This is a genomic window from Aneurinibacillus thermoaerophilus, assembly GCF_900099925.1.
Lineage (GTDB): Bacteria > Bacillota > Bacilli > Aneurinibacillales > Aneurinibacillaceae > Aneurinibacillus > Aneurinibacillus thermoaerophilus.
This window is the reverse complement of sequence record NZ_FNDE01000009.1, coordinates 14,079-36,747: the sequence shown is the minus strand read 5'-3', so window position 1 is coordinate 36,747 and position 22,669 is coordinate 14,079. Positions and strand designations below refer to the sequence as shown.

Below are 22,669 nucleotides of genomic sequence, written 5' to 3'. Positions count from 1 at the left end.
ATAGGCTGTGCGATAGAGTAATGAAGGAGGACGTTACGGGTGTCAAACAAACGAAAACTAGGCGTGATTTACGGGGGAAAATCAAGCGAGCATGAGGTGTCAATTCACACGGCTCTGTCTGTTATTAATGCGGTAGATAAAACGCATTATGATGTGTTGCCGATTTATGTTAATGTAACTGGCCAATGGGTTCAAGGACCGTGGATCGAAAAGGAACTAGCGCATGTGGATGAGCTTCGTTTTTCTCTTGATTCTCATCAGGCGCCGGATGTTTTTGCTCTTAAAAATATGGTGGATGTGATTTTTCCAGTTATCCACGGGCCGAACGGTGAAGACGGTACGTTGCAGGGATTTTTAGAAATCATCGGTGTACCTTATGTTGGTTGTGGTGTGCTCAGTTCCGCGGTCGGCATGGATAAAGTGGTAATGAAAGAAGTGTTTGCAAGCGCAGGGCTGCGGCAGTGCAAATATCAGAGCTATTTGCGTAGCGAGCTTGAACGGAATATGGCGGCAATTTGCGATAAAATCGAAGCGGAGCTAGGTCTGCCATGCTTTGTTAAGCCGGCGAATATGGGCTCAAGCGTTGGCATTAGCAAAGCGAAGGATCGCGCCGGATTAGAAGAAGCGCTTCGCTTTGCGGCGCGCTTTGACCGGAAAATTATTGTGGAGGCATTTATTTCGGGCCGTGAGCTGGAAATTGGCGTGTTAGGGAATGACGAGCCCGCGACATCGGTTGTCGGAGAAATCACATCAAGCAATGAGTTTTATGACTATGAAGCGAAATATAAAAGCAACGGCACACGTCTTGACATTCCGGCCAATGTGCCGGAAAGTGTAGTGGAGCGAATGAAAGAGATGGCGGTTAAAGCGTTCAAAGCGCTTGATTGCAGTGGCCTGTCCCGCGTGGATTTTTTCTGGGATGAAGCGAACGATGTGGTTTATATTAACGAAATCAATACAGTACCTGGATTTACGGCGTTTAGCATGTATCCGATGCTTTGGAAAGAGGCTGGTGTGTCGTATCCGGCGCTTATCGATCGCTTGATTCAATTTGGCATTGAGCGTTATGAAGAAAAGAAAGCGAATGAGCTTGTCGCGGAACAATTTAATGATTGATACTAGCAAAAAAGCCGGGCCTGCGGGATCATCCCGCAGGCCCGGCTTCGCTTTTTTATTTAGCACAATATATCCAGCAATGTTTCCAGCTGCATTCCACGCGATGCTTTCAGCAACACGGCATAATTGTTGCTTTTGAATCGCTCCAGATAAGCGGCGGCTTCGTCCTTGTCCACGAAATATCTCGCTTCTGGTCCGTAGCCTTTCGCTAGGTGCTTCGCATCTTTGCCGATGGCGACAAGCTCAAATTCTTTGTCCAGTTCTTTTAGCTTCTTACCGACTTCGTGGTGATACGCTTCGCTTTGCGCTCCCAATTCGAACATATCGCCGAGTATCAGCACTTTTTTCCGATCCGGATAGATGGAAAGGAACGTTTCGACAGAAGCGACCATGGAAGACGGGCTAGCATTATATGCGTCATTAATTACCAGCAGTCCGTTCGCTCCTTCCAAGCGTTCAAAGCGCATTGCGGAAATCGTAAGCGTCGCAAGCTGTTTGATGATTTCGTCGCGGGAGATGCCAAGATGCATTGCGATAAAGATCGCGGGGAGCGCGTTGGAAATGTTGTGTTCACCGAACAGCGGCATGAAGCATTCAAATGGTTCACCTCCGTTCATCGTTACCACAAAGCGGCTGCCGTTTTCGTCGAATGAAAGGTTCGAAGCGGTAATGTCAGCTGTACAGGATTTTTCACCTGCGCGCTGTACATGGTAAAAATATGTTTTGCCCGGGTTCAGATGCGCGAGGTTGGCTACCAGTTCATTATCCTGATTTAAACAAGCGAATCCGTCCGGGTCGGTATGGCCGAGAATTTCCCCTTTTGCCTGGGCGATCATTTCCTTGGATTCGAAGAATTCCATGTGCGCATCGTTTACGTTTGTAATTACGCTATACGTTGGACGCACTATTCCGGCGAGAAAATCAATTTCCCCCGCGTGATTCATTCCCAATTCCAGCACCGCCGCTTCGGTGTCGGGCGTAATTTGCAGGAGCGAGAGCGGAACACCAAGATGGTTGTTGAAGTTTTTGTATGTTTTATATACTTTCTTTTGCCCTGACAATAGGTGGGCCAGAATATCCTTGGTGGTGGTTTTGCCGTTACTTCCCGTAATTGCGGCGATCGGTATGGTCAGACGGTTACGGTATATGCGGGCGATTTGCTGGAATGCTTTTTCCGTGTCTTTTACGCAGATGAGCGCAAACGTACTGGGCAATCCGGCGCTCAGCGCTTTCGCGCGGTCTGACACGAAAGCGGCGACGGCTCCGCCTGCTGCGGCGTTCACAAGAAAGTCATGACCGTCTCTTGCCCCGCTGGTCAGCGCCACAAATAGGGCGCCTTCTTTTATTTGGCGGGAATCGAAGTGAACGGATGTAATAACAGTATTCTGATCTCCCGCAAGCAGTTCCCCCGCGGTAATCTCCATAATCTCTTTTACGGTAAACATAAATGATGTCCTCCCGGTTCGTCTTTTTCTTTCCCATCATTATTCATTATAGCGCGATTGTGGGCAAAGAATAGGTTTTGAATAACCTGTCTGAGGAAAAGATAAAAAAGGAGGCTCAAGGTTGACCAGCTTATGCCTGTGTAATATAATATTTTTTGACGGCTTTTGGAGAACCTTTTCTTTCATTGGGTCGTCACTGATGGTTAAGGCGGAGGGAGGGGAAATAAATGGCAGAAGTTCGTGTACGTAAAAATGAGTCGTTAGACCAAGCGCTGCGTCGATTCAAGCGTGACTGCTCCAAGGACGGCGTTCTTGCGGAACTGAAAAAGCGTAGACACTATGAGAAGCCGAGCATCAAACGCAAGAAGAAGTCCGAGGCGGCTCGTAAGCGCAAGTTTTAGGAGGAATAATTAATGAGACTCATCGATCGTCTGACAAATGACATGAAGCAAGCGATGAAAGATAAAGACAAGCTCAAACTTTCCGTCATCCGCCTGGTGAAATCCGCGATTAAAAACGAGGAGATTAATCAGGGCAAAGAACTGTCTGACGATGAAGTGCTTACTGTCTTGACTCGTGAGCTGAAGCAAAGACGCGATTCCCTCCAAGAATTCGAAAAAGCTGGTCGTGACGACCTTGCAACATCCGCGCGTGATGAAATTAAAATATTGATGGAATATATGCCTGAACAATTAAGCGAAGATGAAATTCGTACGCTCGTTAAGGAAGCGATTGAGCAAACCGGTGCTTCTTCGAAGAAAGACATGGGTAAAGTTATGGGCGCACTTATGCCAAAAGTGAAAGGGCGCGCCGACGGAAGCTTGGTCAATAAAATTGTTCAGGAATCTTTATCTTAAATGTAGCGATGGATCATGACCCCGCATGCATTACGCATGCGGGGTTTTTGCGTTTTCCGTCTTCATATTCTTTGTCTTTTACGCATATCGTGAAGGTAGAGACTATGCATCTTTCTTTTAGGTCCGGATGCGGAAAAGGGGGGCCTTTCGGGTGAAAAAATGGAGCGAAAAATGGCGGCGGATTGCTACCGGTGTGCTGGATGTGCCGCAGGACTTAACGATGGAAATGCCGCGCATTACCATGATTGGCCAACTGCAGATGTATATTGAAAACCATCGCGGAGTCCTTTGGTTCAGCAATCAGGAACTCCGCTTGCTTTTAACGAAAGGACAGCTCTTAATCCGGGGGAAGAACTTGATCATTCGCATGATATTGCAGGAGGAAGTGCTTGTAGAAGGAACCATTCACCAAGTCGTGTTTCTTGATGAATAGGGAAAGGGGAGACGGGTATGAATCAAGGGGGAAGCTGGCTTAAAGGATACCTTGTTCTTAAAGTGCGCGGCAAACGCCTTGAGCGTTTTTTGAACCGCATTGTCGGACAAGGCATCTATGTTTGGGATATCCGCCGGAGTGCAGAGGAAGCTTATTTGAGCATTCCTCTCGAAAGTTTCTATCAGCTCAGGCCGTTTTTAAAAGAAACCGGATGCCGGATTTATATTGTCCGACGCGTCGGTTTTCCTTTTTTGTTGCACAAAATGTGGACGCGCTCTATGTTCGTCGCGGGCGTGCTTATTTTCTTTATAGGAATTTACTTCCTGTCTAACGTAGTATGGAGTGTGCAAGTGATTGGCAATGAAAAAATTTCTTCTCAGCAGATAAAGCAGGTGGCCGAACAGTTTGGGATTAAACGCGGCGCGCTAATTTTTCGTCTGCCTTCCGCCGAGCAAATGCAGCGAGAACTAATGAAGAAAATTCCGCAAGCTTCTTGGATCGGTTTTGAAATGAAAGGCACGACAGCGCTTATCCGCGTTGTCGAAAAAGTATTGCCCGAAAAGAAGGAAAATTTCGGGCCGCGTCATATTATCGCTACAAAGAAAGCGATTGTGCATTCTATTTTCGCTGAAAAAGGGCGCCAGATGGTGCGGCCGAATGATTTGGTGAAGCCGGGAGACATTCTTATCTCCGGCGTGTTGGGTGACGGGGAACAAACGGTGCTCGTACCGGCGACAGGTCGGGTGGAAGGGGAGACGTGGTATGAATCGACCGTTATGGTTCCTCTGAAACAAAAGCGCCTCGTATTAACCGGGGAAAGCTATACGAACCGCTATCTTATGTTTGGAAAACATGCCGTCAAAATCCAGGGGTTCACTGCCGAGCCGTATGCCCAATCCACCAAAACGGAAGATACAAGCTGGCTTACAATCGGAAAAGCGGCCTTGCCGCTCGGTGTAAAAAAAGAGATCATTCGGCAACGCCAAATGATTGAAGTGAGCCTGACAGAAAAGGAAGCAATAGAAATCGGAAAAAAATATGCACGCGAGAATTTAGAAAAACGTCTAAAAAAAGGAGGGTATGTCAAGACGGAAAAAGTTTTGCACGAGAAGCAAGACAATGGTAAAGTTTATATGAAGATTTATTTTGTCGTAGTTGAAGATATCGCAGCTGAACAGCCTATTACTTACGAAGGAGAATGAGGTCTTTTGCACGTAGAAGAGACAAGCAAAACGATACGTCTTGAGAGTGCGGAAGAAGCCAGCTTACTATTCGGCCCGCACGATTCGTACTTGAAAGAAATCGAAAATGCCACGCCTGCGCACATTTTCGCTCGAAGTGAGGAAATTACCATCTCCGGCTTGCCGCAGGAAGTGGATCGTAATGTGCGTCTGCTTAAAGTGCTGTCATCCCTATTGCGCCGTGGTGTAAAGCTATCCTTGCAGGATGTGTTGTATGCGATTCAACTGTCTAAGGAAGACGCGCTTGAAGAATTAATGGAGCTATATGATCAACCGATCGCTACGTCGGTAAAGGGAAAGCAAATCCGCGTCAAAACGATTGGACAGCGCCACTACATTACCGCGATCAAGAAAAATGATATCGTGTTTGGCATTGGCCCAGCCGGTACGGGTAAAACGTACCTTGCGGTCGTGATGGCTGTGAATGCGCTCAAGGCCAACAGAGTAAAGCGGATTGTGTTGACCCGCCCGGCTGTGGAGGCGGGAGAAAATCTCGGATTTTTGCCAGGAGATTTACAGGAGAAAGTGGATCCATATTTGCGGCCGCTGTATGATGCGCTCCAGGATTTGCTGGGCACAGAAAATATGATGAAGTATATGGAACGGGGCATTATTGAAGTCGCGCCGCTGGCATATATGCGGGGCCGCACGCTTGACGATTCGTTTATCATTCTCGATGAAGCACAGAACACAACACCCGAACAAATGAAAATGTTTTTGACGCGCCTTGGTTTTGGCTCGAAAATGGTCATTACTGGAGATGTGACTCAGGTGGACTTGCCGCGCGGAAAGAAATCTGGCTTGCAGGACGCGTGTCGAAAGATTGAAGGAATCGACGGGATTTCCTTTGTGCGTTTAACCGGAATGGACGTGGTTCGTCACCCGCTGGTGCAGAAGATTATTACCGCCTATGAACAGGAGGACGAGGAATCTCGCTAAAAGGGGTTGTATGATATGAAATGGAGACTAAGGCGGCTGCATCTTTTTGTTCCCGAATCGTGGAAGACAAGTGCGACCATTCGCCGGTTGCTGTTTGTTCTTCTCGGGTTAATGGTTTATTTCCCCCTTATGGGGGATGTACTGCCCAAAACGTTTGATTTGCGTGTAAATACGGTAAGCGATGTTACGCTGACCGCCCCGGTGACGGTGGAAGACACTGAGGCGACCGAGCAGGCGCGGACCAAGGCGGCTAGCGAAGTGCAACCAGTCTACTCGCGCAACGATAACATTACGACCCATCAGGTAAAACTGGTCACTTATATTTTCAAAAAAGCGGGCGAATTGCAAGCGAAGCAGGAGTTAACACCGGAAGCCCGACTGAAAGAATTCAAAGAAAACGTTCCGTTTGCCCTGTCAGCAGAAACGTTGCAGGCGCTTCTGACGCTGCCGGTTCCGGCATTACATGCAGCGGCCCAAGAAACGAACAAGGTTGTTATTTCAATTATGCAGAAAGGGGTCGATGAAAAAGTTACGTCGAACCCGGAACTTGTACAGCAGCGAGTAAATCAGCAGATCGTACTTGCGGATCTTGATAGCAAGGTGCGTAAAGTAGTGAGAGAGGTCGCGATGGCGAGCATTGTGCCGAACCTGACAATCGATGAGGAGGCGACCAACGCCCTTAAAGAATCCGTTCGCCGTTCCGTAAAGCCAGTCATGATCTATAAGGGAGAAGTGCTGGTAGAAAAGGATCAGTATATCTCTGAGGAAGTGTACCGAAAGCTGGATGCGGCGGGGTTACTGGAGCAAAATGCAAGCAAACGTCCGCTTCTCGGGCTTGCGCTGTTTGTCACGTTTTTCGTTGCTTTTCTTGCGATGTATATGGCACAAGCGCACCGGAATGTGTATAAAAACAATACGCACATTCTAATGTTTTCACTCATTATTTTCTTAAACATTCTGGTTATGAAAATTATAAGTGCGGGCCAGACGGTCGATTTTTTCTCGCCGGGCTACGGGGTGCCGGTTGCGCTCGGCTCCATGCTTATCGCAATTTTGCTGGATACGCAGCTTGCGGTCGTTTGCAGCCTATTATTCGCGTTTGTAGCCGGCATCGTGTTCAATTATGAGAGCTTACTACCTGTGGATTTTCGCTATTTGTTCTACGGATTTTTAAGCGGAGTGGCAGGGGCGTACTCGCTCGGCAAAGCGACGAAGCGGTCGCGGATTTTGCAGGCGGGATTTATCGTTTCGATGGTAAATATAGCGATTATTTCCGCGCTGTACCTGCTCGTCTCTTCCACGGTGACATGGCGTGAACTTGTTAATGCATATGCATTTGGCGCCCTGAGTGGTGTGCTGGCGGCTGTGTTGACGATCGGCTTTCTGCCGTTTTTTGAAGGGATGTTTGGCATTTTATCTCCGATGCGCTTGCTTGAGCTATCCAATCCAAACCAACCGCTTTTGCGTCGTCTGTTAATGGAGACGCCAGGAACGTATCATCATAGTATGATGGTGGCAAACCTGTCGGAAGCGGCATGCGAAGCGGTGGGCGCAAATGGGCTTTTGGCACGTGTCGGAGCGTATTATCACGATGTCGGCAAAATGAAGCGTCCGCACTTCTTCATTGAAAATCAGATGAATCGTGATAATCCGCATGATACGTTATCCCCGGCGCTTAGCAAGCGCATTATTATCGCACATGTGGAGGATGGTGTACGCATGCTTGAGGAGCATAAACTGCCGAAGCAAATTATTGATTTTGCACAGCAACACCATGGTACGACGCTTTTGAAGTATTTCTACCATAAAGCGGCGAAAATGTCTGACGCGTCGGTGCTTGAGTCAGAATACCGGTACCCGGGACCGAAAGCACAGACAAGGGAGACGGCGATTGTCGGCATTTGCGATAGTGTTGAAGCAGCTGTTCGTTCGCTTTCCAGGCCGACACCAGAGCGGATCGAGCAGCTTGTGCGCCGGATTATTGCAGACCGTTTGGAAGATGGGCAGTTTAACGAATGTGATTTGACGATGCAAGAACTGGAGATCATTACGCGCACGATTTGCGAGACATTGCATGGCTTTTTCCACAACCGGATTGAGTATCCGGACGATAAACAGGCGGCGGTGAACCAAGCATGAGTATAGAGATCGAATTTATCCAGGAATATGTTCCGAAAGTACCGGAAAATGTGCTTGATCTTGTGAGCCGGGCGCTTACAGAGGCAGCCCGTGTGGAAGAAGTGGATGGGGAAGTAACCGTCACGTTTGTTGGCAATGAACGCATCCACGAGCTGAACCGGGAATACCGGGGTATTGATCGTCCGACCGACGTACTTTCGTTTGCGATGAACGAGACAGGGGAAGACGAGATGGAGATTTTCCTTGGCGAAGACATGGAAGAGATGCCAAATATGCTTGGAGATATTATTATTTCTGTACCGAAAGCGAAGGAGCAAGCCGAAGAATACGGTCATTCTTTTGAACGGGAAATGGGGTTTCTTGCCGTCCATGGCTTTTTGCACTTGCTTGGCTATGACCACGAGACAAAAGAGCAGGAAAAAGAAATGTTCGGGCGGCAGGAAGAAATTTTGAATCGGGTGCGTCTCACGCGCGACTAGGTGCATGCGGATGAGAAATGAATGGCAGCGATTAAAGCGAAGCTTGGGCCATGCTACCCGTGGAATATGCTATACTGTGAAGACTCAGCGAAACATGCAAATCCATGTTGTCATGGCGTTGCTTGTGCTCTTTTTGGGATGGTTTTTGGCTGTCCCGAAAGGGGATGTTTTGCTGGTCTTTTTTTCTGTTTTTCTTGTGCTAATTTTGGAGACGGTAAATACTGCAATTGAAAAAACCGTCGATTTGGTGGTGGGCGAGAAGCGCCACCCTTTGGCCAAAGTCGCCAAGGATGCGTCTGCGGGCGCCGTGCTGTTCGCCGCCATCCTTTCCATACTTGTAGGAGTATATGTTTTTTTTGAACCTTTGTGGCAGTTTATACAGAATGGGGAAAGGAGAATGATCCATATAAGGGATCGGGATAGCGCTGCGTTTTTTCTCACGGTCGCAGGCATGTATATCTTTGTACTGTGGCTTGTGGCCCAGATTTTTCGCCCGGAAAAAAAGGAGGATGACCGATGATGGATAATCAAGCTCTTGTACAGGAAGCGCTCAAGGCGCGTGAAAAAGCGTATACGCCGTATTCCAATTTTAAAGTTGGGGCCGCGCTTTTGACAAAAGACGGCAAGGTGTATCACGGGTGTAATATTGAGAATGCTGCTTATTCAGTGTGCAATTGCGCGGAAAGAACCGCTTTGTTTGCCGCGTACGCGGAAGGTGACCATGAATTCGAGCGGCTGGCCGTCGTCGCGGATACGCCAGGACCCTGTTCACCCTGTGGGGCATGTCGTCAGGTGATTTTCGAATTGTGCCCGCCGCAGATGGAAGTAATTATGAGTAACATAAAAGGAGAGATAAAAGTCGTAACGGTAGCGGAACTGCTGCCAGGAGCATTTAACCAGGAGGATTTGAATGGATAAAAAAGGATACAAGTCAGGATTTGTTGCTATTGTTGGTCGCCCGAATGTCGGGAAATCAACACTGATGAACTACATCGTTGGACAAAAGGTTGCGATTATGTCAGATAAACCCCAGACGACGAGGAATAAAATCCGCGCCGTCTACACATCGGAAGAAGGGCAGATTATTTTCATCGATACGCCGGGCGTGCACAAACCGAAATCAAAGCTCGGCAACTATATGAACCGTACAGTGGAAAACGCGCTACGTGAAGTGGATATGATTTTGTTTCTCGTCGACGCGTCGGAAACATTCGGGCCGGGCGACGAGTATATTATCGAGAAGCTTAAACAAGTCAAAACTCCTGTATATTTGGTTATCAATAAAATCGACAAAGTGCACCCGGACGAATTGCTTCCGTTTATTGATCAATACAAGGAGAAGTATGAGTTTGTGGAAATCGTGCCGGTTTCCGCGTTGCTTGGCAACAATGTAAACCGCTTAATGGAACAGTTGCTTGAGCGGCTGCCGGAAGGTCCGCAATACTATCCGGCGGATCAAATTACAGATCACCCGGAGCGGTTTGTTGTTGCGGAGCTTATTCGCGAAAAAATCCTGCATTTAACCCGTGAGGAAGTGCCGCATTCCATCGCTGTGGTAATTGAACAAATGAAACCGCGTGAGGATAATGAGAATCTTGTCGACATTTATGCTACAATTTATACGGAAAGACCTTCGCAAAAAGGCATTTTGGTTGGTAAGAAAGGCTCCATGCTAAAAGAAATCGGCATGCGGGCACGTGAGGATATCGAGCGTTTGCTTGGGACAAAAGTATATCTCAATTTGTGGATTAAGGTAAAAAAAGATTGGCGCAATCAGGAGAATCTGTTCAGAAACTTCGGGTTTTATGATGAAGAGTAATCGGTTTTCTGGTAAATGTTCCAACGGATAGCGCATGCGGCACCGGGTTATGATAAGAATAAAGTTTCGTCACTCATGCTTTGCTTATCTTCTCCGAAAGGATGGATACAAATGCTCAAAGACTTTTATTGGCATTATTTTGCCCAGACAGGTAGTATTGATGCCTACTTGCTGTATACGGAGCATGACGATGCTTTATTCCTGGAAGAGCTTACAGAGCCTGAGAACATCGCTGGTGTAGATCAGCCTTCTCTTACGGAAGTATAGAATAGCGCCAGCAGAGGGGAATGAAGGAATGATTGGAAAAGCGGAAGGAATCGTTGTCCGCACCACCGATTATGGGGAAGCGAACAAAATTTTGACTGTTTATACGCGTGAGGCCGGTAAGATTAGCCTGATGGCCCGTGGTGCAAAAAAATCGAAAAGTCGCTTTACAGCCGTATCGCAGCTTTTTACGTACGGCTATTTTCTTTATCAAATCGGCTCAGGCATGGGTTCGCTTCAGCAGGGAGATCTGTTGAATTCGTTCCGTGCCATCCGCGGAGATTTAGTAAAAACGGCGTATGCGGTATACTTAGCGGAATTGCTGGATCGTCTAACCGAGGATAAAGAGCCAAACCAATATTTATTCGAGATGATGCTGTATGCCCTAAAGTGGATGGAGGAAGGCAAAGATCCTGAAATCATCGCACGTCTGTTCGAAATAAAAATGCTCTACGTGACCGGGTGTCGGCCTCAATTTCATGCTTGTATGAATTGCGGAACGAAGGATGCCCCATTTTTCGTCAGCATTCAGGAAGGTGGTTTTATTTGCCAGTCCTGTCAACGAGAAGATGACCCTTCGCTTATCGTTGCCAGCCCTGGCACGGTAAAAATTTTGCGCCTGCTACAGCAAATGAACATGCCGCAGCTTGGTAACGTCCGGGTCAAACTGGAAACGAAGCGACAGTTGCGCCGTATATTGTACGCATTTCTTGAAGACTGCACGGGGCTATATTTGAAATCGCGTCGCTTTCTCGATCAAATAGACCAGCTTGGCTTTGCAGACCAGAATATAGAATGAGAGTTGACAATGACCTCAAAAATGTTTATATTTATCTACAAAATTGATAGCTATAAACGTCGCGCAATGATGGAGAGGAGTAACCAGACAGGGGGCCTCATAGCGAGTCGGGGATGGTGTAAGCCCGGCGGCAAACACTGGTGAACGGCACTTCTGAGCGTGTTTATATGTAAGAGTGGATCGGCTTATATATTCTAACTTTTCTCTTATTCAGCCGATCAAATAGGGTGGAACCGCGGGAGTGACTCCCGTCCCTATGTTGTATGATTTCTCATACTGCATAGAGACGGGAGCTTTTTATTTTGGTATAAGAAAGCATATGTTGCTTTATAGTGATAAAGTAACATATCCTTTCGCTCTATTCGTAAACGAGGAAACACTCGCGAGGTGTGTGCCATACGTTGTTTTTCCATCTTCATGATATCAATTTTTATAGAAGAAAAGAGGTACGAATCATGAATTTCCAGGATATTATTTTGTCATTGCAGAACTTTTGGGCAAAGCAAAATTGTATCATCGTCCAACCGTATGACGTTGAAAAAGGCGCGGGTACGATGAGCCCAATGACATTCCTGCGTTCTATCGGTCCGGAGCCGTGGAACGTAGCATATGTGGAGCCTTCCCGTCGTCCGGCGGACGGACGTTACGGCGAAAACCCGAACCGCCTGTATCAGCACCATCAATTTCAAGTGATTATGAAGCCATCGCCAGATAATATTCAGGAATTGTATCTGGAAAGTCTAAAAGAGCTTGGCATTGATCCTTTGGAGCATGATATCCGTTTTGTGGAGGATAACTGGGAAGCCCCAACGCTGGGCGCCTGGGGGCTTGGCTGGGAAGTATGGCTTGATGGCATGGAAATCACACAATTTACGTATTTTCAGCAAGTAGGCGGCATTGATTGTAACCCGGTGGCGGTCGAGATTACATACGGTCTTGAACGTCTCGCTTCCTACATTCAGGACAAGGAAAACGTGTTTGATTTGGAGTGGGTAAACGGCTACACATACGGTGACGTATTTAAACAAGCCGAATATGAACATTCCAAATATACGTTCGAAGTATCGGATGCAAAAATGTTATTTGATCTATTCAGCACATACGAGGCGGAAGCGAAGCGCTGCATGGAGCAAAAGCTGGTGTTTCCGGCGTATGACTATGTGCTGAAATGTTCGCATACATTCAACTTGCTCGACGCGCGCGGGGCCATTAGTGTAACGGAGCGCACGGGTTATATCGCCCGGGTGCGCAATCTGGCCCGCGAAGTGGCGCAGACGTATTATCATGTGCGGGAAGAGCTCGGGTTCCCGATGTTGAAGAAGGAGGTTTAAGCGAATGAGCAGGACGCTATTGCTTGAGATTGGTACAGAAGAAATGCCGGCCCGCTTTGTTGCCGGCGCGTGCGAACAATTGAAAGAAAAAGTGGAAAAATGGTTGAATCATAACCGTATTTCCTACGGCGAAGTGAAGAGCTTTGAAACTCCGCGCCGCTTCGCGGTGATGATTAAAGACGTGAGCGAACAGCAGGAGGACATCAATGAGGAGTTGCGCGGGCCAGCGAAAAAAATCGCGATGGACGAAAATGGCGAATGGACAAAAGCTGCGCTCGGTTTTGCCCGCGGCAAAGGTTTAACTCCGAACGATCTGTATGTAAAAGAGGTGGGTGGCGCCGAATATGTATTCGCCCGCAGACACCAAGCGGGACAGCCGACGGCGGAACTTTTGCCTCAGCTTGCTGAAATCATTACCGGCCTTTCTTTCCCGAAAAATATGCGCTGGGGTGCATATGACCTGCGTTTTGTCCGCCCGATTCGCTGGATTGTCGCGATGTTCGGTTCCGACGTCATTCCGATGGTTATTGCCGGCATTCGCTCAAGCAATGAAACGCAGGGTCACCGCTTCTTGGGCCAAGCCGTAAAGCTTGAAAAGCCGGAAGATTACGCGAGCGCCCTCGCCGAGCAATATGTGCTAGCCGATCCCGAAGAAAGGAAGCAACGCATTCTTTCGCAAATTAAAGCACTGGAATCCGAAAAAGGCTGGAACGTGCCGATTGACGAGGGGCTGCTGGACGAGGTTATCCATCTTGTGGAATATCCGACCGTTTTGTCGGGAAGCTTTGAGAAAGAGTTCTTGGAAATTCCACAGGAAGTGCTTGTGACATCGATGCGCGAGCATCAGCGGTATTTCCCGGTACAAAATGATAAAGGTGAGCTTTTGCCGCACTTTGTAACTGTTCGCAATGGAGATGAACGCGCGCTTGAGACAGTAGCTCGCGGCAACGAAAAAGTGCTGCGCGCCCGTTTATCTGATGCCCGTTTCTTTTATCAGGAAGACCAAAAGCTGAAAATTGAAGATGCGGTGGTACGCCTAGAAAGTGTTGTATTCCACGAAGAACTAGGCACCATTGGTGATAAAATTCGCCGCATTCAGGAAGCTTCAGACGAAATCGCCACCAAAGTGGAACTATCTGCTGTAGAAAAGGAAAAACTGGCGCGCGCAGCGGCTATCAGCAAGTTTGATCTTGTCACGCAAATGGTATACGAATTTCCGGAACTACAGGGAATTATGGGGGAGCGCTATGCTCGTCTCGCTGGTGAGGACGCGATCGTAGCCCGTGCGATTTTTGAACACTATCTTCCGCGTTTTGCCGGAGACAGTTTGCCGACCACGAACGAAGGAGCTGTGTTGAGTATCGCCGACAAGCTCGATACGATTGTCGGCTGCTTCGCTATTGGAATCGTGCCGACTGGTTCGCAGGATCCGTACGCTTTGCGCCGCCAGGCTGCCGGTATTGTGCAAATTCTGCTTGACAAAGAGCTTCACATTTCGCTTGAGGAACTGTTTGATATAGCGCTGTCGATTCTTGATGGAAAATCGTTGTTAAAGCGCGATAAAGAAGAGATTAAGCAGGATTTGCGTGAATTTTTTGCGCTGCGTCTGAAAAACTTGCTGCAAGAACAGCACGTACGTTATGATGTGATCGACGCGGTGCTCAGCGCCGACTCGACCCGTGTGACTGATGTGGTAGAACGGGCGGAAGCACTGATGGCACAGGTCGATGAAGAAGAATTCAAAGGCATCGTTGAATCGTTTAACCGGGTGAACAACCTTGCACAGAAAGCGGAGACGAAAGAAGTAAATCCGGATCTATTTGAAACGCGCGAAGAACGTGAACTATGGACGGCGTTCCAGACCATCAAGCATGAAGCGGAAGCACTGCTTGACGCGCGTAAGTTTGACAAGGTCTTAAGCCGCATAGGAGAATTAAAAGCTGTTATCGACGCATTCTTTGACCATGTTATGGTTATGGTAGAAGATGAAAAAATAAAAACGAATCGTCTGGCGCTTTTAGCTTCTATCGCGACGTTCGTCTTTGCGTTTGCCGACTTTAGCAAGATTGTTTTTGCGTAAAAATCAAACAAGAAAGAAAGGTGCAGAAGACGTCTCGGTTTTTCATTATGTGAAAAAGCGCCGCGCGCTCTGCGCCTTTTTTGTTCTTAACGAAAAATTACTTGCAGGACGTGTTTAGGATTATATAGTATATACTATATGTAGAGAAGTGTACGATTAGTATGTCATGATTGATCTCCGAAATAGGAGGTGAGCGGTCATAGAACTCACGAAACGTCAGGAACATATTATTGAAATTGTTAAAAATGAAGGGCCGATTACAGGTGAACAAATCGCTGAACGTTTGTCGCTTACGCGTGCTACGTTGCGTCCCGATTTGGCGATTTTGACCATGGCCGGATTTTTGGATGCACGGCCAAGAGTCGGATATTTTTATACCGGAAAAGACAGCAATCAGTTGATTAAAGAAGAAGTCAGTCGTAAAATTGTGAAAGACTATAAAGCCCCGCCTATTATTATTAAAGAATCTAGCTCTGTATATGACGCGATATGCACCTTGTTTCTTGAAGATGTGGGGACCTTGTTTGTTGTAAACGGCAAGGGACATCTGGCGGGAGTTGTCTCCCGCAAGGATTTGCTTAGGGCTGCGCTGGGCAAGCAGAACCTTGAAGATATGCCGGTTAGCATTATTATGACGCGGATGCCTAATATCATTATCTGTACGCCAGAAGATAGCCTGTTGGACGCGGCCAAAAAATTAATTGATTATCAGATTGACTCCCTTCCGGTTGTGCGACCGGCAAAAGACGCGGGAAAAAATGCGTATGAAGTGGTGGGCCGTGTGACGAAAACAACGATTACTCGGGGATTTGTGGAGCTGGGCAATGAAATAAACGTATAGCAAAGGAGGAACCATGTTTCCTACATTTCTACATGATGCAACCGTTTATGTTGTTTCCGATTCCGTCGGTGAAACGGCCGAATTTGTAGTAAGGGCTGCAGCCACCCAATTCGCGGGGCAGTCTGTGCAAATTCGTAAGTTTCCTTACATAGAAGATGAAGGGACATTGAATGAAATTATCCGGGCTGCTGCTGAATCAAAGGCAATTATCGCTTATACACTTGTTATTCCCACGCTCAAAGCACACATTAAGCGGAAGGCGGCCGAAGAAAATGTGGTAGCCGTCGATATTATGAGCCCAATGGTAGACGCGCTACAGATGTATTTGAACAAAGAGCCGAACAATAAGCCCGGACTTGTTCGCCAGCTTGATGAAGATTATTTCCGCAAAGTTGAGGCGATTGAGTTTGCTGTGAAATACGATGATGGTCGTGACCCGCGCGGTATTCTGCGGGCTGATGTTATTCTTATTGGCGTATCCCGCACATCCAAAACACCGTTGTCGATGTATTTAGCCAACAAGAGATTGAAAGTCGCCAACGTTCCGCTCGTGCCGGAAGTCGAACCACCGGAAGAATTATTTCTTGTTCCAAGTGAACGGTGCATCGGTTTGACGATTAATGCGGATCAGCTAAATATGATTCGTACCGAGCGTCTAAAATCGCTTGGTCTTACGCCGGAAGCCAACTATGCAAGCATGGAGCGTATTAAGCAGGAGCTTGAATATTCAAGCAAAATTATAGAGAGAGTTGGTTGTCCCGTCATCGATGTCTCGAACAAAGCCGTTGAAGAAACAGCCAATATTATCATGGAAATCATTCGGCGCAACGGAATAAAAAAATAAAAGCGAAAGCGCAGCCTTCATGCTGCGTTTTTTTGTCGCATAAGAAAGTATATGTTGCTTTACGATGACAAAGCAACATATGCTTTCTCTTCATTTTCTTTACTTTCGACAACTTTCGAAATTGACAAACTATATTTTTTGTGCAGGAAAAAAAACATTCATGTAGAATACTACGGATATGAATAAAATAAAGCCTGAAATATGGGTTGATGCTGATGCCTGTCCGGTGAAAGATGTCATTCTTCAAGAGGCTGAGCAGAAGCAAATCACGGTCATTTTTGTCTCTTCGTATAACCACTATTTGTCGTTGTCACATCCGCTGGCCCGCGTGATTTTCGTGGATGCCAGTTATCAATCCGTTGATATGTATATTATCAATGGTGTGAAAGCAGGCGATCTGATTATTACCGATGACTATGGGTTGGCCTGCCTTGCCTTGGGAAAAGGATGTCTAGCGTTGGGAACAAGAGGAAAAGGGTATACTGGAGATAATATCTCTTTTCTGCTTATGAACCGTCACATTTCGCGGCAAACGGCTAAAGCCGGGAAAAGGCTGAAAGGGCTGCGTCCGTTGACTACTAACGAAGTCGAGTGTTTTCGACAAAATCTACGAAAACTTTTGTGCAACGAAGAAGGAATTTAAGAGGTTTTGACGAATATTATTATTCCGTTGCCTTTTTAGTAACCAAGAAGGCCAAGATAGGAAGTACAGGTGAGGAGCATGGCAGGAAGAATTCCTGAAGATGTCATCGAGCAGGTGCGTGCGCAGAATGACATTATGGATGTTGTTGGGCAATATGTTCATCTAAAGAAGACCGGGCGCAACTACTTTGGGCTTTGCCCGTTTCATTCTGAGAAAAGTCCTTCATTCGCTGTACATCCTGACAAACAGATTTTTCGTTGCTACGGATGCGGTGAGTCCGGCAATGTGTTTTCTTTCATTATGAAAATAGAGGGTCTCGAATTTCCGGAAGCGGTGCACAATCTGGCCCAGCGCGTAGGGATCGATATACCGAGAGAAGAAGGCACATCCGAGAATGAGAAAGCCCGCAAAAGGAAAGAAAGCATGCTGGCCGCTCACGACCTTGTGGCGAAATTATATCATCACCTTTTGCTAAATACGGATCACGGGAGCCGAGCACGAAACTATCTCTTGAACAGACAGATGCAACTTGCTACAATTGAGGAGTTTGGGCTCGGATACAGCCTGGAAAGCTGGGATTTTATCACTCACTTTCTTGAGAAGCGCGGCTTTTCACTGTCTCTGATGGAAGAAGCGGGATTATTGAGCCGAAAAGACAAAAACAGCCGACCATTCGATCGGTTCCGGGGACGGGTCATGTTCCCGATTCATGATTCTCAGGGACGGGTGGTTGCGTTTGGTGCCCGTACGCTGGGGGATGAACAGCCCAAGTATTTAAACAGTCCAGAGACTCCTCTTTTCAACAAAAGCCAATTGCTTTTCAATCTGCATCGTGCCCGGGCGCATATTCGCAGGCAACAGGAAGCCATATTGTTTGAAGGATACGTCGATGTAATTTCTGCCTGGCAAGCCGGAGTGCATAACGGGATCGCTTCGCTTGGCACTTCGCTTACCGAACAGCAGGCGCGGCTGATTCGTCGCAATGCGGAAAGTGTGATTCTCTGCTATGATTCGGATCAGGCTGGAATTGAAGCGGCGTTTAAAGGGGCGGATTTGCTCGTTGCCGCGGGTTGCACCGTAAAAGTGGCGCAGATGCCGAAAGGTATGGATCCGGACGATTATATTCGGCAACACGGCGGAGAGAAATTTAAGCAGGAAATTTTGCTAAATGCTTTTTCGTTACCTTCATACCGTTTGCAGGTTATCCGTTCGCGTTACGCATTGAACGATGAGACGGAGCGGATGAAATTCATTCATGAAGCGCTTGAAGAAATATCCCGTTTGCCGAGCGCGGTGGAAAGGGATCATTACTTGCGTCAATTGGCCGATGAATTTCACCTTTCGCTCGATGCGATAAAACAGGAGCAAAGAAAGATTTTTAAACAGCAAAAAAAGGCAGGAAACAGGGATAATCTCAAAGATGGATGGAATAATAGTATAGATAGTAGTAGATATGTTGCCGAAAAACCGATGCTGCCCGCCTACATTAAATCGGAGCAATATTTGCTTGTACTGATGATGCATAGTGCGGAAATTGCGGAGCAGGTACAGGCGAAAGTCGGCGCTGACTTTGCCATTGAAGACCACGCTGCGCTCGCGGCTCATCTCTATCGCTATTATGCGGAAGGATATGAGCCAGATGTGGCCCGGTTCATTTCGTATCTGCAGGACGAGAAACGGCTGGTGGAGAAGGCCGCTGAGCTTGCCACTATAGATGTGCAGGCGCACCTGATGTCTCCACGCATATTGGAAGATTATATGGAGCATGTGATAAAAAACTCAAAGCGTATGCAAATAGAAAAGCTGGAAAAGGAAAAGCTGAAATACGAACGTATGGGAAACACAGCGGAAGCAGTCCGAATCAGTCTGGAACTCATCCCGTTGAAACGAGCTTTAAAATAAGTAAAGAAAGATAAGAGCGCCGGAAGGAGGGAACACCATGGCCAAGAAAACAGAGAGCAAACCAGAAATGGAACAGAATCTTGAGCAAGTGAAAGAGCAACTTGTTGAACAAGGAAAAAAAAGGGGAGTACTCACCTACAAAGAAATTATGGAACGCTTGGCCACCTTTGATCAGGATTCGGATCAGATCGACGAATTCTTTGAATACCTCAATGATCAAGGGATTGAAGTAATTAACGAATCAGAAGATGATGATCACGATGATATTATACCGCAGGATGACAGTGAAGATCACGAAGACTACAATTTCGACGATTTATCTGTACCGCCAGGGGTAAAAATTAATGATCCTGTTCGTATGTATCTAAAAGAAATTGGCCGAGTGCCGCTTTTGTCAGCGGAAGAAGAAATTGAACTGGCGAAGCGGATTGAACAAGGTGACGAAGAAGCGAAACGCCGTCTTGCAGAAGCTAACCTGCGTCTTGTTGTCAGCATTGCCAAGCGCTACGTGGGAAGAGGCATGCTGTTCCTTGACCTGATCCAAGAAGGAAATATGGGTCTTATTAAAGCGGTTGAAAAATTTGATTACCAGAAAGGTTATAAGTTTAGTACGTACGCCACATGGTGGATCCGACAAGCCATTACACGAGCGATTGCGGATCAAGCGCGTACTATTCGTATTCCGGTTCACATGGTGGAAACCATTAATAAATTAATTCGTGTTTCTCGCCAGCTATTACAGGAACTGGGACGTGAGCCTACCCCTGAGGAAATCGCCGAAAAGATGGATCTTACGCCAGAGAAAGTTCGGGAAATCATGAAAATCGCACAGGAACCTGTTTCGCTGGAAACCCCGATTGGAGAAGAAGATGATTCCCACCTAGGCGACTTTATTGAGGATCAAGATGCTCTGGCGCCGTCCGATGCTGCCGCTTACGAATTGCTGAAAGAGCAATTAGAAGACGTGCTTGACACGCTGACCGAACGGGAAGAAAATGTGCTTCGTTTACGCTTCGGACTAGACGACGGCAGAACTCGCACACTCGAAGAAGTAGGCAAAGTTTTCGGCGTGACAAGAGAAAGGATTCGCCAAATTGAAGCGAAAGCGCTGCGCAAGCTTCGTCATCCAAGCCGTAGCAAACGTTTGAAAGACTTCTTAGAATAATCCTTTGCGCTATTGATTGCAGATAGCCTGCGCCGCATGAACTGCGTAGGCTTTTTCTTTTTTCTTCTCGCAGATACAGATTAGCATGAGAGGTGAAGTTCGATGAATGAGCAGAAAAAGAAAATAATTACGTCCGAAATTGAGTATTGGCGCACAAACAATCTTTTGCCTCGCCAGTATTGCGATTTTTTGCTTAATCTGTATACGGAAGGCGAGGCCGCCGCTAAACATACACGCAACGAGACTACTGTAACTTTCGAAGCGCTTCCGATATTCTCCGTTCCAAAACCGGAGGCAAAATGGGCAGGCATCGCTTTGTTCATTATTGTGTTATTCTATCTTGCTTTTCATTTTACCGATTTTACTTTGACAATGCAAATGGCGCTGATTGGATTTTTGACACTGTTTTTTTATATTTTGGGATTTGTTAAGCGGCAGAAGGTCTCGAGTCATGTATTTCTCGGATTGGCTTCCGTTTTGCTCGCGCTCGGTGGGGTATATGTACTGGGATTTTATGGATACGGAGCGATGGAGATTATTTCATATGTAGCAGCTTCTTGCCTGATTTGGTATATCGTCGGTATTACAGCAGGCAAGCGTTACTTTTCTTTTTGCGCGTTGCTCGGATTTCAGGGAATTTACGGATGGATAACGTATTGCGAAGTATACGATCAATTCACCTGGTGGCGAATGGAAGCATTTTGGATTCCGGTTGCGATGCTGCTTCTTACTTTTGGATTGCTCTGGAAACGCCGTCAACAGCGCACATCGGCCGTCCTTTTTTTTAATGGAATCCTTGCTCTTTTTGGCGCTGAGATCGCCACTTTGTTTATTGCGTCGACTGACAAAGATTTGTTGCTTTCTTTCTTTTACCTCAAAATATTTATTGCCTCTTTCCTTCTCCTCTCGCTTAAAAATTTCTGGTGGCCTTGGTTTGGCGATCGGTATTCTCTTCACTAACCACGTATTTGTCCGGTTTTCTAAAACCGGCTTTTTTTTAACGATTTTCTTAAATAATTGAAAACGTTAGCAGGAAACCTTAGTAAAATGTAGAATAAAAAAATATAATTATAATTATGAAAAATAAGATAAATTAGAAATGTAAACGTTTTTATTTTTAGGTTCACAATTATGAGCTAGCGCTCAATCATAGTTGATGAAAGGTTGGGGAGAGCATGGAATTTAACCTCACTGAGGAACAACGGATGATTAAAAATGTAATCCGCGACTTTGCGGAAGGAGAGGTGGAATCTGGCGCAGATGAAAGAGATAAAACGGGAGAATTTCCACTTGAAGTGTTCAAAAAAATGGCGAAGTTGGATTTGATGGGGCTTCCGTTTCCAGAAGAGTACGGCGGAGCGGGCGCCGATACCATTAGTTTCGCCATCGTCGTAGAAGAATTGAGTCGCGTATGCGCCTCCACAGGCATTACTTACTCAGCCCATATTTCGCTTGGCGGCGCGCCGATTAATATGTTTGGTACCCACGAACAAAAGCAAAAATATTTAACGCCGCTTGCACGAGGTGAATACTTGGGCGCGTTCGGCCTTACTGAGCCGCAAGCAGGCTCTGATGCGGGCGGAACACGGACCATAGCCGTCAGAGATGGCGATGAGTGGGTGCTTAACGGCTCTAAATGCTACATTACCAATGCTAGTTATGCCAAAGCACTTGCGCTCACTGCTGTTACCGATAAAAGCAAAGGCACAAGCGGCATTACTGCCTTTATTGTGCCTACGGACGCCAAAGGCTTTTCTGTTGTGGCGGATTACGAAAAGATGGGCTTACACGCGTCCAATACAACCCAACTGTTTTTAGAAGATGTACGCGTTCCGCACGAAAATATTCTCGGTGTGGAAGGAAACGGTTTCAAACAGTTTCTTGCTGTGCTGGATGGCGGGCGCATTGGCATTGGCGCGATGGCGGTCGGCATTGCGCAGGGAGCGTACGAAAAAGCGCTTGCCTACGCCAAAGAGCGGGTGCAATTCGGACAGACACTGTCCAAGTTTCAGGCGATTCAGTTTAAGTTAGCTGATATGGCGATGAATATTGAGCTAGCGCGCAACATGGTATACAAAGCAGCATGGCTTAAGGATCAAGGGCGTAAATTCACGAAAGAGGCCGCTATGGCGAAGCTGTTCGCCTCGGAGATGTGCATGCGGGTATGTGACCAGGCGATTCAAATCCACGGCGGAAACGGCTATATGAGAGAGTATAAGGTTGAACGCTTCTTCCGCGATGCTAAATTACTTGAAATCGGAGAAGGGACTTCTGAAGTGTTGCGCATGGTTATCTCTCGCGAAATTGGCTGCAGATAATTAAACCAGGGAAA

23 protein-coding genes are annotated in these 22,669 nt (G+C 46.9%); 22 read left to right on the top strand and 1 reads right to left on the bottom strand.

From position 1 onward, the window contains the following. Window positions 1–39: 39 nt before the first annotated feature. A complete protein-coding gene (locus tag BLR88_RS06755) occupies window positions 40–1,116 on the top strand; it encodes a D-alanine--D-alanine ligase (RefSeq protein WP_057898089.1) in 1,077 nt (358 codons plus the stop codon). A gap of 59 nt (window positions 1,117–1,175) precedes the next feature. On the opposite strand, the gene BLR88_RS06750 is transcribed toward BLR88_RS06755, so the two are convergent. Next, the gene (locus BLR88_RS06750; RefSeq protein ID WP_091260265.1) at window positions 1,176–2,561 is read right to left on the bottom strand and encodes a UDP-N-acetylmuramoyl-tripeptide--D-alanyl-D-alanine ligase; all 1,386 of its coding nucleotides are present in this window, start codon (window positions 2,559–2,561) and stop codon (window positions 1,176–1,178) included. A gap of 227 nt (window positions 2,562–2,788) precedes the next feature. Between BLR88_RS06750 and rpsU the strand changes: the two genes are divergently transcribed. From rpsU to BLR88_RS06645, 21 genes are all read left to right on the top strand, one after another. Then, window positions 2,789–2,962, top strand: coding sequence for a 30S ribosomal protein S21 (gene rpsU / locus BLR88_RS06745; RefSeq protein ID WP_057898091.1), 174 nt, complete (start codon window positions 2,789–2,791; stop codon window positions 2,960–2,962). A gap of 12 nt (window positions 2,963–2,974) precedes the next feature. After that, the gene (locus tag BLR88_RS06740; RefSeq protein ID WP_057898092.1) at window positions 2,975–3,418 is read left to right on the top strand and encodes a GatB/YqeY domain-containing protein; all 444 of its coding nucleotides are present in this window, start codon (window positions 2,975–2,977) and stop codon (window positions 3,416–3,418) included. A 151-nt stretch (window positions 3,419–3,569) separates the two neighbouring features. Then, window positions 3,570–3,851, top strand: a complete 282-nt coding sequence (yqfC, locus tag BLR88_RS06735; protein ID WP_057898093.1) for a sporulation protein YqfC — start codon at window positions 3,570–3,572, stop codon at window positions 3,849–3,851. Between the two features lie 17 nt (window positions 3,852–3,868). Then, window positions 3,869–5,053 carry a sporulation protein YqfD gene (gene yqfD, locus BLR88_RS06730; protein ID WP_057898094.1) on the top strand — a complete coding sequence of 395 codons (1,185 nt, stop codon included), beginning with the start codon at window positions 3,869–3,871 and terminating at the stop codon, window positions 5,051–5,053. 6 nt (window positions 5,054–5,059) lie between these two features. Beyond that, window positions 5,060–6,031, top strand: a complete 972-nt coding sequence (locus tag BLR88_RS06725; protein WP_057898095.1) for a PhoH family protein — start codon at window positions 5,060–5,062, stop codon at window positions 6,029–6,031. A 15-nt stretch (window positions 6,032–6,046) separates the two neighbouring features. After that, on the top strand, window positions 6,047–8,170 hold the full coding sequence (locus BLR88_RS06720; RefSeq protein ID WP_057898096.1) for an HD family phosphohydrolase: 2,124 nt from the start codon (window positions 6,047–6,049) through the stop codon (window positions 8,168–8,170). Next, a complete protein-coding gene (gene ybeY / locus BLR88_RS06715) occupies window positions 8,167–8,649 on the top strand; it encodes an rRNA maturation RNase YbeY (RefSeq protein ID WP_057898097.1) in 483 nt (160 codons plus the stop codon). The genes BLR88_RS06720 and ybeY overlap by 4 nt, the downstream gene beginning before the upstream one ends. Before the next feature lie 10 nt (window positions 8,650–8,659). Further along, window positions 8,660–9,169 carry a diacylglycerol kinase family protein gene (locus tag BLR88_RS06710; protein WP_091260263.1) on the top strand — a complete coding sequence of 170 codons (510 nt, stop codon included), beginning with the start codon at window positions 8,660–8,662 and terminating at the stop codon, window positions 9,167–9,169. Next, a complete protein-coding gene (gene cdd, locus BLR88_RS06705; protein WP_057900255.1) occupies window positions 9,169–9,567 on the top strand; it encodes a cytidine deaminase in 399 nt (132 codons plus the stop codon). Before BLR88_RS06710 ends, cdd begins: the two co-directional genes overlap by 1 nt. Beyond that, window positions 9,560–10,468, top strand: a complete 909-nt coding sequence (gene era, locus BLR88_RS06700) for a GTPase Era (RefSeq protein WP_057898098.1) — start codon at window positions 9,560–9,562, stop codon at window positions 10,466–10,468. Before cdd ends, era begins: the two co-directional genes overlap by 8 nt. Before the next feature lie 111 nt (window positions 10,469–10,579). After that, window positions 10,580–10,735, top strand: coding sequence for a YqzL family protein (locus BLR88_RS18955; RefSeq protein WP_139184931.1), 156 nt, complete (start codon window positions 10,580–10,582; stop codon window positions 10,733–10,735). Between the two features lie 28 nt (window positions 10,736–10,763). Further along, entirely contained in the window at window positions 10,764–11,531 is a 768-nt protein-coding gene (recO, locus tag BLR88_RS06690) for a DNA repair protein RecO (protein WP_091260260.1), read from the top strand. A 455-nt stretch (window positions 11,532–11,986) separates the two neighbouring features. Then, the gene (gene glyQ, locus BLR88_RS06685) at window positions 11,987–12,862 is read left to right on the top strand and encodes a glycine--tRNA ligase subunit alpha (RefSeq protein ID WP_057898100.1); all 876 of its coding nucleotides are present in this window, start codon (window positions 11,987–11,989) and stop codon (window positions 12,860–12,862) included. 4 nt (window positions 12,863–12,866) lie between these two features. Next, entirely contained in the window at window positions 12,867–14,942 is a 2,076-nt protein-coding gene (gene glyS / locus BLR88_RS06680) for a glycine--tRNA ligase subunit beta (protein WP_057898101.1), read from the top strand. A gap of 199 nt (window positions 14,943–15,141) precedes the next feature. Beyond that, on the top strand, window positions 15,142–15,783 hold the full coding sequence (locus tag BLR88_RS06675; protein ID WP_057898102.1) for a helix-turn-helix transcriptional regulator: 642 nt from the start codon (window positions 15,142–15,144) through the stop codon (window positions 15,781–15,783). A gap of 13 nt (window positions 15,784–15,796) precedes the next feature. Next, complete coding sequence (locus BLR88_RS06670) at window positions 15,797–16,627, top strand: pyruvate, water dikinase regulatory protein (RefSeq protein WP_057898103.1); 831 nt, start codon at window positions 15,797–15,799, stop codon at window positions 16,625–16,627. A gap of 178 nt (window positions 16,628–16,805) precedes the next feature. Beyond that, window positions 16,806–17,270, top strand: a complete 465-nt coding sequence (locus BLR88_RS06665) for a YaiI/YqxD family protein (protein ID WP_057898104.1) — start codon at window positions 16,806–16,808, stop codon at window positions 17,268–17,270. Between the two features lie 78 nt (window positions 17,271–17,348). Continuing rightward, entirely contained in the window at window positions 17,349–19,172 is a 1,824-nt protein-coding gene (dnaG, locus tag BLR88_RS06660) for a DNA primase (protein WP_091260258.1), read from the top strand. Window positions 19,173–19,209: 37 nt separating this feature from the next. Then, window positions 19,210–20,337 (top strand): RNA polymerase sigma factor RpoD, encoded by a 1,128-nt coding sequence (gene rpoD / locus BLR88_RS06655; protein ID WP_057898106.1) that lies wholly within the window; start codon window positions 19,210–19,212, stop codon window positions 20,335–20,337. A gap of 102 nt (window positions 20,338–20,439) precedes the next feature. Next, window positions 20,440–21,297, top strand: a complete 858-nt coding sequence (locus tag BLR88_RS06650; protein ID WP_057898107.1) for a hypothetical protein — start codon at window positions 20,440–20,442, stop codon at window positions 21,295–21,297. Between the two features lie 215 nt (window positions 21,298–21,512). Further along, window positions 21,513–22,655 carry an acyl-CoA dehydrogenase gene (locus BLR88_RS06645; protein ID WP_057898108.1) on the top strand — a complete coding sequence of 381 codons (1,143 nt, stop codon included), beginning with the start codon at window positions 21,513–21,515 and terminating at the stop codon, window positions 22,653–22,655. The last annotated feature ends 14 nt before the right edge of the window (window positions 22,656–22,669 follow it).

Excerpts from the sequence above, each read along its gene's own strand:
- ybeY (WP_057898097.1), top strand. The coding sequence starts at position 8,167 with ATGAGTATAGAGATCGAATTTATCCAGGAATATGTTCCGAAAGTACCG.
- rpsU (WP_057898091.1), top strand. The coding sequence starts at position 2,789 with ATGGCAGAAGTTCGTGTACGTAAAAATGAGTCGTTAGACCAAGCGCTG.
- BLR88_RS06720 (WP_057898096.1), top strand. The coding sequence starts at position 6,047 with ATGAAATGGAGACTAAGGCGGCTGCATCTTTTTGTTCCCGAATCGTGG.
- dnaG (WP_091260258.1), top strand. The coding sequence starts at position 17,349 with ATGGCAGGAAGAATTCCTGAAGATGTCATCGAGCAGGTGCGTGCGCAG.
- BLR88_RS06750 (WP_091260265.1), bottom strand. The coding sequence starts at position 2,561 with ATGTTTACCGTAAAAGAGATTATGGAGATTACCGCGGGGGAACTGCTT.
- BLR88_RS18955 (WP_139184931.1), top strand. The coding sequence starts at position 10,580 with ATGCTCAAAGACTTTTATTGGCATTATTTTGCCCAGACAGGTAGTATT.
- BLR88_RS06665 (WP_057898104.1), top strand. The coding sequence starts at position 16,806 with ATGAATAAAATAAAGCCTGAAATATGGGTTGATGCTGATGCCTGTCCG.
- cdd (WP_057900255.1), top strand. The coding sequence starts at position 9,169 with ATGGATAATCAAGCTCTTGTACAGGAAGCGCTCAAGGCGCGTGAAAAA.
- era (WP_057898098.1), top strand. The coding sequence starts at position 9,560 with ATGGATAAAAAAGGATACAAGTCAGGATTTGTTGCTATTGTTGGTCGC.
- glyQ (WP_057898100.1), top strand. The coding sequence starts at position 11,987 with ATGAATTTCCAGGATATTATTTTGTCATTGCAGAACTTTTGGGCAAAG.
- glyS (WP_057898101.1), top strand. The coding sequence starts at position 12,867 with ATGAGCAGGACGCTATTGCTTGAGATTGGTACAGAAGAAATGCCGGCC.
- recO (WP_091260260.1), top strand. The coding sequence starts at position 10,764 with ATGATTGGAAAAGCGGAAGGAATCGTTGTCCGCACCACCGATTATGGG.
- BLR88_RS06670 (WP_057898103.1), top strand. The coding sequence starts at position 15,797 with ATGTTTCCTACATTTCTACATGATGCAACCGTTTATGTTGTTTCCGAT.
- BLR88_RS06645 (WP_057898108.1), top strand. The coding sequence starts at position 21,513 with ATGGAATTTAACCTCACTGAGGAACAACGGATGATTAAAAATGTAATC.
- BLR88_RS06650 (WP_057898107.1), top strand. The coding sequence starts at position 20,440 with ATGAATGAGCAGAAAAAGAAAATAATTACGTCCGAAATTGAGTATTGG.
- BLR88_RS06740 (WP_057898092.1), top strand. The coding sequence starts at position 2,975 with ATGAGACTCATCGATCGTCTGACAAATGACATGAAGCAAGCGATGAAA.
- BLR88_RS06710 (WP_091260263.1), top strand. The coding sequence starts at position 8,660 with ATGAGAAATGAATGGCAGCGATTAAAGCGAAGCTTGGGCCATGCTACC.
- yqfD (WP_057898094.1), top strand. The coding sequence starts at position 3,869 with ATGAATCAAGGGGGAAGCTGGCTTAAAGGATACCTTGTTCTTAAAGTG.
- rpoD (WP_057898106.1), top strand. The coding sequence starts at position 19,210 with ATGGCCAAGAAAACAGAGAGCAAACCAGAAATGGAACAGAATCTTGAG.